This is a genomic window from Acinetobacter calcoaceticus (assembly GCF_900520355.1).
Classification (GTDB): Bacteria; Pseudomonadota; Gammaproteobacteria; order Pseudomonadales; family Moraxellaceae; genus Acinetobacter; species Acinetobacter calcoaceticus_C.
Window position 1 is genome coordinate 848,308 of sequence record NZ_LS999521.1, and the last position, 12,838, is coordinate 861,145.

At 37.6% G+C, this 12,838-nt stretch carries 12 protein-coding genes and 1 pseudogene; 5 read left to right on the forward strand and 8 right to left on the reverse strand.

Features of this window, described 5'->3' with window-relative positions; genetic code table 11:
- Nucleotides 1–24 precede the first annotated feature (24 nt).
- Nucleotides 25–1,680, forward strand: coding sequence for a poly alpha-glucosyltransferase (locus tag AC2117_RS04005; RefSeq protein ID WP_133972079.1), 1,656 nt, complete (start codon nt 25–27; stop codon nt 1,678–1,680).
- The gene (locus AC2117_RS04010) at nt 1,677–3,407 is read left to right on the forward strand and encodes a CapA family protein (protein WP_133972081.1); all 1,731 of its coding nucleotides are present in this window, start codon (nt 1,677–1,679) and stop codon (nt 3,405–3,407) included. Before AC2117_RS04005 ends, AC2117_RS04010 begins: the two co-directional genes overlap by 4 nt.
- 6 nt (nt 3,408–3,413) lie before the next feature.
- Here the strand turns inward: AC2117_RS04010 and AC2117_RS04015 are convergent, their stop codons facing one another.
- Nucleotides 3,414–4,133, reverse strand: a complete 720-nt coding sequence (locus AC2117_RS04015) for a metalloprotease (RefSeq protein WP_133972083.1) — start codon at nt 4,131–4,133, stop codon at nt 3,414–3,416.
- Nucleotides 4,134–4,214: 81 nt separating this feature from the next.
- Between AC2117_RS04015 and AC2117_RS04020 the strand changes: the two genes are divergently transcribed.
- A complete protein-coding gene (locus tag AC2117_RS04020; protein ID WP_133976183.1) occupies nt 4,215–4,544 on the forward strand; it encodes an MGMT family protein in 330 nt (109 codons plus the stop codon).
- 72 nt (nt 4,545–4,616) lie between these two features.
- Here AC2117_RS04020 and AC2117_RS04025 read toward each other — a convergent pair whose 3' ends face one another.
- The 5 genes from AC2117_RS04025 to carA form a co-directional block, all read right to left on the reverse strand.
- A complete protein-coding gene (locus tag AC2117_RS04025) occupies nt 4,617–5,054 on the reverse strand; it encodes a universal stress protein (RefSeq protein ID WP_133972085.1) in 438 nt (145 codons plus the stop codon).
- Nucleotides 5,055–5,175: 121 nt separating this feature from the next.
- The gene (locus AC2117_RS04030; protein ID WP_133972087.1) at nt 5,176–5,808 is read right to left on the reverse strand and encodes a CatB-related O-acetyltransferase; all 633 of its coding nucleotides are present in this window, start codon (nt 5,806–5,808) and stop codon (nt 5,176–5,178) included.
- A 74-nt stretch (nt 5,809–5,882) separates the two neighbouring features.
- Nucleotides 5,883–6,359: a transcription elongation factor GreA gene (greA, locus tag AC2117_RS04035; RefSeq protein ID WP_003650066.1), complete on the reverse strand. Its 477-nt coding sequence runs from the start codon at nt 6,357–6,359 to the stop codon at nt 5,883–5,885.
- Between the two features lie 87 nt (nt 6,360–6,446).
- Complete coding sequence (carB, locus tag AC2117_RS04040; protein WP_133972089.1) at nt 6,447–9,677, reverse strand: carbamoyl-phosphate synthase large subunit; 3,231 nt, start codon at nt 9,675–9,677, stop codon at nt 6,447–6,449.
- 14 nt (nt 9,678–9,691) lie between these two features.
- Nucleotides 9,692–10,831 carry a glutamine-hydrolyzing carbamoyl-phosphate synthase small subunit gene (gene carA, locus AC2117_RS04045; protein ID WP_133972091.1) on the reverse strand — a complete coding sequence of 380 codons (1,140 nt, stop codon included), beginning with the start codon at nt 10,829–10,831 and terminating at the stop codon, nt 9,692–9,694.
- A gap of 123 nt (nt 10,832–10,954) precedes the next feature.
- Between carA and AC2117_RS04050 the strand changes: the two are divergent.
- Nucleotides 10,955–11,112, forward strand: a pseudogene (locus AC2117_RS04050) (hypothetical protein).
- 29 nt (nt 11,113–11,141) lie between these two features.
- Nucleotides 11,142–11,729, forward strand: a complete 588-nt coding sequence (locus AC2117_RS04055; protein WP_133972093.1) for a hypothetical protein — start codon at nt 11,142–11,144, stop codon at nt 11,727–11,729.
- Nucleotides 11,730–11,788: 59 nt separating this feature from the next.
- Here the strand turns inward: AC2117_RS04055 and AC2117_RS04060 are convergent, their stop codons facing one another.
- Together AC2117_RS04060 and yhbY are read right to left on the reverse strand one after the other, a co-directional pair.
- Entirely contained in the window at nt 11,789–12,325 is a 537-nt protein-coding gene (locus AC2117_RS04060; RefSeq protein WP_042898475.1) for a DOMON-like domain-containing protein, read from the reverse strand.
- Between the two features lie 16 nt (nt 12,326–12,341).
- Nucleotides 12,342–12,665, reverse strand: coding sequence for a ribosome assembly RNA-binding protein YhbY (gene yhbY, locus AC2117_RS04065; protein ID WP_003650075.1), 324 nt, complete (start codon nt 12,663–12,665; stop codon nt 12,342–12,344).
- Nucleotides 12,666–12,838 lie beyond the last annotated feature (173 nt).

The window sequence follows — 12,838 nt, forward strand, 5'->3', positions numbered from 1 at the left end:
CAAACAATTAGGGACTGAATTCGAGTGACGGCATTTTTAAATTTCCAAAGACAACTTAACCTTTGGTTAGAACAAGTTGTTAAGCACGTTCCGAGTCTTAAACAGGATATTATTTTATTTTTATCTTATGGCCCCAAAGACCAAAGATGTAGCGTATGGCACAGTGAGAAAACCAATTTAGAGCAGGCTAAAAAACAATTATTAGATTTTATTAATGACCAATTTACACAGGCACCACTCGCTGATTATATAAAAATCGATATCACATATAATTTAATGCAACAGGTGTGGAAAGAAGTAGAACAACAGGTCCACCATCAATTTCACAACAACCATTACCGTAAAGGCATTGGCTTTGATGAACACTGTTCGGTGGCTTTTCTTGAACAAGAGATCTATGGAAAAGCAATTATTCGAGGCTTGAGCTACGACAAGCCGAACTTCTTTGATGAAACCAATCTGAATTATGCAGTTAAGCAAAAATATAACGCTACAAAACCGCAGATTAAACTACAAGAGTTGCAAGACATTTGGACTTTTGATACCTACGGAGGATTTTATGAAAATGGTCAATTCATTAATTTAGCGAGTCGCTATGATGTAAATGGTATTAGAGGAATTTCAAACAATAAGGAACAGCATTTTAAGCAGTTAATTGAGCAAAATTCAGCATTCCTGCATGACCAGATTCAAGAAAATGGCAAATTTATTTATGGTTATTTTTCTGCCTATAATCGAGACATTCGTAACTATAATACGGTACGTCACTGTACCTCGGCGTATGCCTTACTAGAAACATTTGAGGTGCAAAATAAGCCTGAATATTGGCCTAAAATTCATGCCGCGATTCACTATGCACTGACCAACTTTTATAAAGAAAAAGATTCATCAACCGCTTTTATGATTGATGGAAAAGAAGGGGAGTTGGAAATTAAACTGGGTGCTAATGCGGCAGCTATTTTAATGCTAACAAAATATCAAGAAATTACCCAAAAAACTGATTATCAAAAATATGCAGAGAAACTCGCAAAAGGTATTTTAACGCTAGTAGATTCAAATGGATCAACGAATCATGTATTAAATTATCCAGATTATGATTTAAAAGAAAAATTCAGGATTATTTATTATGACGGTGAAGCTGCTTTAGCTTTATTACGTTTATACCAAATTAACCATGATTCTAGATTATTAGAAACGGTTAAGTTAATGTTTGAATATTTTATTAAAAATAGATATGAGAAATATCATGATCATTGGTTAAGTTACTGTACCAATGAACTCACTAAAATATGTCCTGAAGATAAATATTTTATTTTTGGTTTAAATAATTATTTAAAACATTTTATTTTTATTCGAAATCGAAAAACGACATATGCAACTTTGTTAGAGATGTTAATGGCTGCTTATAAAATGGTGAGCCGTTTAAAAGAGCAGGGGCGTACAGCGCTTTTTGAGCAAGCTTATATGCCTGAGCTTCAAAAGCTAATTGAGTTTAGAGCTGATTTTCAAACCACAGGATTTTTCTATCCAGAAATGGCTATGTATATGGCGCGGCCAGATAAAATCTTGCATGCGTTTTATATTCGGCATGACCGTTTTCGCGTACGGATTGATGACCAAGAACATAACTTGTCGGGTTACATCGCCTACGTTAAAGATTACAAGGGTGATGAGCCATGAAGTATCAACCCGTTGAGATCAAATTATTAGCACATGTCGATACTACAAGTTTTGATGAAACTTTATGGCAATTCGAATTTGATGATGATATTTCAACGCTATTACTTATCGACTATGCATTAGAGCAATTTCAGCAAAAAAGTGTACAGGCTCAAGATGTTTATGTTGTACCTGAATATATATTTGAGAAAGTAGGTCAGCAAACTCTGGGCTTAAAACCCTCTGAACATTACACCTTTACTGAGCTATTACAGTTCTTAATTTTTACCCAAGCAGCAGATGTAAAAGCTGCGTTAAGCAATATGCTTTTTGGTACAACTGGACAAGCAACTTTAATTTTATCTAAAAGAGCCGCCTCCTATAACTTAACCATAAAAAATGAAGGTATCCAAAATCAGTTAAAGCATTTGTTTTTATTAGTCAAAAATATTTATACCTATCCAGCTGAAATCAGAAAAGTTTTCTTTATTAAAGAGCTTATTTTTAAGGGAAAGCCTTATCTTCCCCAAATACCATTAATGGCTCAGTCAGTCGTAACGGTCTTATATCTTACTAATTCATTTAGAACAATTTATCTGACGTTCTTTGAAGAAAACCAGACCATTGGTTTCTTTTCATTTTTAGATGATATTCATCGAATTGAACATTTGGTTCCTTACTATCACTGCTTTCAATCGCAAGATGTTAAACCTAAAGTTTGCTCCACTCAAAGTGGCATGATCAACATTTTGGGAGATACTTATTTTGGGGAGATCTATACAGAAAAGCGTAAGTCTAAGGGGCAAAAAGATGCTCTACAACAATATGGATACGGCTATTCATTCGAAAAAATAAAAGCCTTTTTAGGCGAAAATGACTTAAATATTGCTAACTTTGAAGCAGTATTTTCTTTAGAAGATCAATCACCATTAGCACATAAAAAGCCGTTTATTCTTAAAGCTGAAGCTGAAAAAACATTAGCAGAATTCAAGAATATTCACCTTAACCATGTTGTGCTGGCCAATAATCATCTAAAAGATTATGGGGATCGCGGATTAGCTTATACATTACAACAATTTGATCAGGCCAAAATTTCTTATATTGGCGCAGGATTAAACCAAAAAGATGCCCATAGCTACTTTGAAATCACGTTTAATAACAAGCACTACGCTATTTTTAATGGCTATTGGCACAGAGATACAGCCTATTTAGATTATGATTTTTACGCTTTAGGCGATAAGAGTGGAGTGGCTTGTCTAAATGGAGTTTTAATTGAACAGATAAGCCGTTATAAGTTGGCTCATCCTCACCATAAAGTCATTGTTATTTGTCATTGGGGCATCGATTTTAAACCGATTACAAAAGAACAAACTAAACTTGCCAATATTTTAACCCAAGCTGGGGCCGACCTTGTGATTGGCCATGGTGCGCATACTGTTCAACCCATTCAATCCATTCATGAAAAGCCTGTGGTATTTGGTATTGGCAATGCTGTTTTTAATAGTAACGGTGAATATGCTGAGCACAACGCTTTACCGTATGGATGTATAGTACGGCTAGATTTGTCAAAAGATCGCCTTCGTTTATATCCGATCAATACCAATAATTTGAAAACATTTTGGCAGCCGTATCCAGTCAATGAGCAAGATTTCTCAAAGGCCAGCAGTTATATGACTTCATTACTGGCCCAAGAAAATTATAGTTTGGCTCAAGATAAATTAGGTTTTTATGTAGAGCTTGGTTTTTAAAATATTTTAAGGATAACTTTGATAATTCGATAAAATTGTTTGAAGTTGCACAGGTGTAAAACCTAAATTCCTTAATCCACCACTACCGCGTTTACATTCAGCACTTGCCATAATATTTGTTGGCGTACGTTTTGTAGCATTCGGTGCACAAACATGTTTTAGTCCAAACACATGTCCCATTTCATGTACGCTACCAGCTTGAATATTATAATTTAGGCGGTTCCAGTCTAACAAAACAAAGGGTTCACCATTGTTGCGAAAAGCTCTACTCGTTACATCTGCAAATTTCCATTTGGTCGAATAGGCATCATAAATGAAAACGATGACTTCCTTGCTGGCAGTCCGTTTAGGAAAGCAGGTATTTACACTTGCAGGAATTGTTTCGAGGGAAATAGGATAGGGCTGATTAATCTGCTGCTTAAGGTCACATCGTAACTGAATGAACTCTTCATATGGGATATAACGGTTTAATTTGAACTTAAAAATCTTATTATTTTTATCATCTACATAATATTTATTTAATATTCTAATTTCTTTCCGCATTTGTTGGTAATTATCAAACTTTACAGCTTCCGGAGAATTAGTGGTAAAAACGAAAGTGACTGGAACAATAGGCCGGCCATCTATAGATACTTTAGGTACTTCTCTTGAAGGAAGAATAGGGGGGCGAGTAGTACAAGAAACACATAGTAAAGTCCCAGTTACTACCAGTATGGCTTTTTTCATGCAGTTCTCCCTCAAACCTACCTTGGATTATATTTAATTTTAGTCAAATTTTTTTATATGATATGAAGAATGTCAATTTTTATGGAGTCCATTTTGACAACTCAGTATGAACTACATCGGCAGATTTTAGAAGTCATTGCTTTGATTCCTTACGGAAAAGTTGCAACTTATGGGCAGGTGGCTCGTATGGCAGGGTTACCTAAACATGCGAGGCTGGTGGGCTATGTTTTGAAACATCTTGAAGCAGATCATCAAGTACCATGGTATCGAGTTATTAATTCTCAAGGCAAAATTAGCCTAAGTAAATTTAATGAAAAGGGTGAAAATGTTCAAGAGTTAAAGCTAGAAGCTGAAGGCGTCTATTTGTTAAATGGCAAAGTCAATTTAAAGCAATTTGCTTGGCAGCCTTAAATTGACTTAAAGGTTGTTGATTAAAAATAATTGCCTAAATTATTAAGATCAACAAGATAGGCAATATGGAAATTATCGAACAATCAAAACAGGAATATGACTTTCGCCTAAGACTTTTTGTGCAACGCTACCCAGCACCAGTTTTCGGACACCAGTACGACCATGTGAACCCATAACAATCAGATCTGCCTTTAAGTCTTGAGCAGCCTGAATAATTTCTTCATGTACGACAAAACCTTCAAGTAGTTTGGCTTCGACAGTAATGCCTTCATTAGCAAATTTTTGTTTTGCTTGTTCTAAAATGTCGAGTAAATAAGTTCTTGTGCGTTCAATTAATTCGTTAGTTTGACCAGTTTTCACATAAGCATCGGCAATATATGGGTCAAGAGCCATAACTTGCACTACGGTAATTTTGCTATTTATAGCTTTTGCGAGTTTAATCGCTTCATTCATGGCGACTACAGAAGTTTCAGAACCGTCAATTGGTACAAGAATATGTTGATATAACATGAGTGTTTTCCTTATTCTAATGATGCTTATTTATTCAATACTTTATACTTATTTTTTGACGATTTAAATTCAAGCACGTAATCATTTGTGTTTTATAACATTCAATTTTATAGCTCTATTTTTATAAAGTCCGCAAATTTTCTATATGGCTAGATAAAGCATCTATATCATCAGTTTGTAAATATTCACGTATTTTCAGAATTTGCTTCTCATCTAAATCGTAAAGTTTTAAAGCAAGCAGTTTATCGATTTGTTCTTGAGGAAAGCGATATTTAATAATTTTCGCAGGCACGCCACCTACAATTGCATAGGGCGGAACATCTTTAGTTACTACAGCTCCAGTTGCAACCACTGCACCTTCACCAAGTTTGACACCTTGCATAATCATTGCGCGACTGCCAATCCAGCAACCATCAGCAATAATTGTATTACCAGCCGCTAAGAAGCTACGCGTATCAAAAGGGAAAGACGAAATCCAGTCTGGTCGATGAAGTTGGTTACCGCCCATCATGATTACACATTCAGCGCCAAAGCAAACGAAATTACCAATATGAAGTTGATCAATTGGTTTATCAGGTGTTGAGGCTTTGTCATGTAAATAACGTACCACACAACGCTCAAAACCTTGGTCCCAATAGGCTGAATAATAGGAATAATTGCCTTTAATATGAATATTCGGGTTTTTAACCGTTTTATGGATAAACTCAAATTCACACCAATGACGAACTGGGGTGTTAATTAATGAAGTATCCATTTGTGATTTCCCAAAAATATATCAATGGTATTGAATAAAAACCCCTCATAAAGAGGGGCTAGTTGTGTATTATCTTAGAGATATTCTACACTTACGATTTCATATTCGACTTCGCCTTGAGGAGTCACGATTTTTACTTCATCGCCTTCACTCTTACTCAAAAGACCACGTGCGATTGGTGAGTTCACAGAGATTTTATTAATTTTAAAATCTGCCTCGTCATCGCCTACAATTTTATAAGTCTTACGTTCTTCGGTATCTAAGTTTTCAATGGTGACAGTCACACCAAATACAACACGACCATTTTGCTCAAGTGTTTTGACATCAATTTCTTGAACTGCACCCAATTTCCCTTCGATATCTTGGATGCGTCCTTCACAGAAACCTTGCTGTTCACGAGCAGCATGATATTCTGCATTTTCTTTTAAATCGCCATGTTCACGTGCTTCAGCAATCGCCTGAATAATACGTGGACGTTCAACAGATTTTAAATGTTGTAATTCTTTCTCTAAGGCAATTTTACCTTCAGGGGTCATTGGATAACGTTGCATTTTGGTCCCTCTTAAGTTGAGAAAACACAGTAAAAAAAATGAAAAAATCCCGCCACCGATAAGGTGGCGGGACTTATCGGTAATAAATTAACCTACAGTTAAATCTTGCAAGCGGTATACATCCATTGGCAATTTCACAGCAAAGGCTTGGCAAACAGCTTCAGCACCATTGATAGTCGTTGTGTAATACACTTTGCCTTGTAGGGCAGCACGACGAATCATGGCAGAATCATATTGAGCTTGTTTACCTTCAGTTGTATTGACAATAAGGTGTATTTCACCATTTTTCAAGCGGTCAACAATATGTGGACGACCTTCAGTTACTTTATTCACAGATTCACATTCTAAACCTGCTTCTTTAAGTACTTGGTATGTACCACCTGTTGCAATAAGCTTGAAGCCATACGCAACTAATTTCTTAGCAATATCTACAATGTATTTCTTGTCAGATTCACGTACAGATAAGAAAGCATTTTTTACTTCGCCTTCGGTTGGTAAACCAGGTAAGCGTTCATTTGAGCCTAAAACAGCTTTATAGAATGCTTCACCAAATGTTTTACCCACACCCATCACTTCACCTGTAGATTTCATCTCAGGTCCAAGCATTGGATCTACGCCTTGGAATTTAGCGAATGGGAAAACAGCTTCTTTCACAGCAAAGTGTTTTGGAATGATTTCTTTAGTAAATCCTTGAGATTCAAGTGATTGACCCGCCATACAACGTGCAGCAACTTTAGCTAAAGAATCACCAATACATTTCGATACGAATGGAACTGTACGTGAAGCACGTGGGTTAACTTCAAGAATGTAAACATCATCACCTTTAACAGCGAATTGAACATTCATCAAACCAACCACACCAAGTTCTTTTGCCATCGCAACAGTTTGACGACGCATTTCATCCTGAATTTCTTTTGATAAAGAATAAGGAGGAATCGAACATGCAGAGTCACCTGAGTGAATACCAGCTTGTTCGATGTGCTGCATGATACCGCCGATCACAACGTCTTTACCGTCAGATACACAGTCAACATCAACTTCAGTTGCATCATCTAGGAAACGGTCAAGAAGGACAGGGGCTTCATTCGACGCTTGAACTGCTTCACGAAGATAACGCTTAAGTTCTTCTTCGTTATAAACGATTTCCATTGCACGACCACCTAATACATAAGATGGGCGAACAACTAACGGATAACCTACTTTTGCAGCTTCAGAAATACCTTCTTCAGCAGATTTTACAATACTGTTGTTTGGTTGACGAAGCTGTAAACGCTGAATCATTTGCTGGAAACGTTCACGGTCTTCTGCACGGTCAATAGCATCTGGTGATGTACCAATAATTGGTGTACCTGCTTCTTCTAAAGCACGTGCCAATTTAAGAGGAGTTTGACCACCGTACTGTACGATCACACCTTTTGGCTTCTCTGTACGTACAATTTCAAGCACATCTTCAAGTGTTACAGGTTCGAAGTACAAACGGTCCGATGTATCATAGTCAGTAGAAACAGTTTCAGGGTTACAGTTAACCATGATTGTTTCATAACCATCTTCACGCATAGCAAGCGCCGCGTGTACACAGCAGTAGTCAAATTCGATACCTTGACCAATACGGTTTGGACCACCACCAATGACCATGATCTTGTCACGATTTGATGGGTTTGCTTCACATTCTTCATCGTAAGTTGAATACATGTATGCAGTACCAGATTCAAATTCGGCAGCACATGTATCAACACGTTTGTAAACTGGATAAACACCCAAATTCCAACGTTGTTTACGGAATTGCTTTTGTGAAATACCCATGAGGTCAGCAATACGCAGGTCAGATAAACCTTTGCGTTTGAAAGCACGGATATTGTCAGCGTTTAAGTCACCAAAACCTAAAGTTTTTACTTCAGCTTCAGTTTTAACAATGTCTTGAATTTGAATGAGGAACCAACGATCAATTTTGGTTGCTTCAAACACTTCATCTAAAGAGAAGCCATGACGGAAAGCATCTGCTACATACCAGATACGCTCAGGGCCTGGAACTTTAAGCTCTTTTAAAATGGTTTCTCTTGCATTTGTTGCACCAGCTTCGATTTTTTCATCAAAACCGCTTACACCAACTTCAAGACCACGTAATGCTTTTTGTACAGATTCCTGGAAGTTACGGCCAATTGCCATTACTTCACCAACAGACTTCATCTGAGTGGTTAATACAGGTTCTGCTTGTGGGAATTTCTCGAAGTTAAAACGAGGAATCTTCGTTACAACATAGTCAATCGATGGTTCAAAGCTTGCAGGAGTCACGCCACCAGTGATGTCATTTTTCAATTCATCAAGGGTGTAGCCAACAGCAAGTTTTGCTGCGATTTTTGCGATTGGGAAACCTGTTGCTTTAGAAGCAAGAGCAGATGAACGAGATACACGAGGGTTCATCTCAATGACAACCATACGTCCATCTTTCGGGTTAATACCGAACTGAACGTTAGATCCACCTGTTTCAACACCAATTTCACGAAGAACTGCAACCGAAGCATTACGCATCAATTGATATTCTTTATCTGTTAATGTCTGAGCAGGAGCAACGGTAATTGAGTCACCAGTGTGGACGCCCATTGGATCGAAGTTTTCGATAGCACATACGATAATACAGTTGTCGTTTTTGTCACGAACAACTTCCATTTCGTATTCTTTCCAGCCAATTAAAGATTCATCAATCAATAACTGGTGAGTAGGAGAGAGGTCAAAACCACGTTCACAAATTTCAAGGAATTCTTCGCGGTTATATGCAATACCACCGCCCGAACCACCCATTGTAAATGATGGACGGATAATTACTGGAAAACCAAAGCGTGACTGGATTGTTAAAGCTTCTTCCATTGTTTCAGCAATGGCAGCTTTTGGACATTCCAAGCCAATTTTACGCATAGCGATATCGAAGAGTTTACGATCTTCGGCTTTCTCAATCGCTTCTTTGCTTGCACCAATTAATTCAACATTATATTTAGCAAGAACGCCGTGCTCATCAAGTGCGAGGGCACAGTTCAATGCAGTTTGACCACCCATAGTTGGTAATACTGCATCTGGACGTTCTTTTTCAATAATCTGTGCAACTGTTTGCCAAGTAATCGGCTCAATATAAGTTGCATCAGCCATTGAAGGGTCTGTCATGATGGTTGCTGGATTAGAGTTAACCAAAATAACACGATAGCCTTCTTCACGAAGTGCTTTACACGCTTGAGCACCTGAGTAGTCAAACTCACATGCCTGTCCAATCACAATCGGGCCAGCACCAATAATTAAGATGCTTTTAATATCCGTACGTTTAGGCATTATTCGCTCCGTAATTACTGTTTAGATGCTTCGATAAGTTCGATGAAATGATCGAACAAAGGTGCACAATCATGTGGACCAGGGCTTGCTTCAGGGTGACCTTGGAAGCTGAAAGCTGGTTTATCTGTACGGTGGATACCTTGTAAGGTGCCATCGAACAATGATTTATGCGTTGCTTTTAAGTTAGCCGGTAAAGTTTCTGCATCTACAGCAAAACCATGGTTTTGTGAAGTAATCATCACTGTACCATCTTCAAGATCTTGTACAGGATGGTTAGCGCCGTGGTGACCATGGTTCATTTTTACAGTTTTTGCACCAGAAGCGAGTGCCAGAATTTGGTGACCTAAGCAGATCCCAAATACAGGTAATGTTGTGGTTTCAACAATAGTTTTTACAGCTTCGATCGCGTAATCACAAGCAGCTGGATCACCAGGACCATTCGAGAGGAATACGCCATCCGGATTAAGTGCCAATACTTTTTCAGCCGGAGTTTCTGCAGGAACAACGGTTAGTTTGCAACCGCGATCTGCAAGCATACGCAAGATGTTGGTTTTGACACCGTAATCGTATGCAACTACATGGTATTTTAATTCAGGTTGAGAGAAGCCTTGGCCTAAGGTCCATGAACCTTCAGACCATTCAAAACCTGTTGGATCACAACATTCTTTTGCAAGGTCTAAACCATTTAAGCCACCAAAAGCACGTGCTTTTGCAATTGCTTCTTCTTCCGTAATATTTTCGCCAGCAAGGATACATCCGTTTTGAGCGCCAGTCTGACGTAAAATACGAGTCAGTTTACGAGTATCGATATCTGCAATAGCAACAACATTATGCGCTTGCAAATATTCACTCAACGACTGCTCAGCACGGAAATTGCTGTGTAGTAGTGGAAGGTCACGAATAATTAAACCATTCGCCCATACTTTATGGATACGACCAGATTCAACGTCTTCCGCGTTGCAACCAGTGTTACCAATATGAGGGTAAGTTAATGTCACAATTTGTTGTGCATAACTTGGGTCAGTCAAAATTTCTTGATAGCCTGTCATGGCTGTGTTAAAAACGACTTCTCCAGTCGTACTTCCCGATGCGCCGATTGACGTTCCTTTAAAGATCGTTCCATCTGCGAGGGCTAAAATGGCGGGGATGCTCAAACCAAAGCTCCTGAATTTCGGCTGTAAAAAAGCGAGTAGACCCAAAAAAGATCGGCAATGCTTTGATAAAACATGCCCTCCCTATCGGTCTGCCCGCTTGTAACTTAACAGCGCATTATACGCATGGAACCCTCTAAAGTCTATTTCTTTTCTGCTAAAAAATATAATTCATCGCTTGCTTTTTACAAAAAAATATCCGCTTATCTGAATTAGATACTTTTGATAAATTGTCTAACAATTTGCATGAGGAATTCTTGGAACTGGATTTATTGTATTGCTAGTTAAAAAATAAACAATATGAGGAAATAGTATGAGCAATAATGAAGTTTCAAAAGATGTGAGTGAAAAAACTCAAGCAGTAGTTGAGTCGGTAAAAGCTGAGGTTAATGAAGTGAAAGAAACCATAGCTGCTACTACAACTAAGGCTAAAAAAACAGTAACCGCTAAAACTGCACAGGTAAAAGAAACTGTTGCTGAAAAAACTGAGCAAGTTAAAGAAGTTGCTACAGAAGCAAAAGCTCAGGTAAAAGAAGCAATTACTGAAACTCAAGAACACGTCAAAGAAGTTTTAAGCGAGACTCAAGAGAAAATTGAAGCTGAAACTCAAGAATTAAATAAGAATATTCAAAATCAACTTGTTCAGATTAAGCAAGATATTTTACAACGTCTTGATGTAATTAAAGCTCAGTTTAGCACTTCACAAGAAGGGTTATCTGACCTTAAAAATGCTTTGAAAGCAGAAATTAATGCACTTATTGAAGATTTAACGAAAGTGAGCAAAGAGCTTAAGGGTGATATTAGCCAGATCTCTTTGAAACACAAAGATTCTTTAAGTGAAAGTATTAAACGTACTAAAAATAATGCAGTCGAAGCTTGGAATAAAGCACGAGACAATTAATGATCTCTGCTTTGATCCAGCTATAAAAAAGCGAGAATTAATTTCTCGCTTTTTTATTTTTAGAACTGATGTAACCAGTCACGTTTATTATGGAAATCTGCACTTTTTCCACTATGCTGCATTGCATAGTACTGCATACCTTCTTTAGTCTTTAAAACTGTAGTTAAACCTAAATAAAGGTTTGACCATTTCAAGCGATGCTGTTGCATAAATTGCCCTAAATCGAGACTAACATTTAAGCCATAGTGAGTGCGCTTGAGATGATTCAGTTCAATATCGTAAGCAGCAAGGGGAGGTATACTTTCTGGATAGCGATATTCTTCAAACTGATATGACTGCCATGCTTGAGAAGGGGAGAGATTAATTTCCCGATAATAATCTTCATCATGCACGCCAACAAAAATTTCGAAACAAGTTTCTTCCCACAAAAAATCTTGACGTGGATGAGCCGAGACTTCTTGAGGCCAGACAATAAGTTGATTTGGATCACGAATCCAAAAACCGATATTTAAAGTAGAGGATGCTTGCTGTTCAATTGCGCCAACAACGGAAACAGCATAAAAACGATCAAAAGCTGAAAGTTCGTAACTTGCCATAGTTTGTCAAATTAAATTAGTTTGCTAGGTGAGCGTGACGAACAAGATTAGACAAATGTTGGTTTTGTTTAGCTGCCTTTTTGTAAAGCAAAACAATTTTACCAATTTTTTGTACAGCTTGAGCACCTGTTGCTTCTACAATTGCATCAATTGTTGCAGTACGCGCTTCACGGTCTTCACCAGCAATCTTAACTTTAATAAGCTCGTGGTCATTTAAAGCACGAAGTGTTTCTTCGATTACTGCGTCTGTTAAGCCTTGTCCACCAATCATGACAACCGGATTAAGCACATGACCAATTTGACGTAAACGTTTACGTTCATGGATAGATAAAGCGGCCATTAAAAATACCTGATTTTAAAAACGGCTTAGTATAGCAAAAAACTTAAATCCAGATGTACGAAAAACTGTATAAATAATCGATCAACATTATTGGAAAAAAACTGTAAAACTTAGTGAGATTACGCTACATCCGTACTGTAATGAGAGTAATTTTCACGTACAATGAACGATCA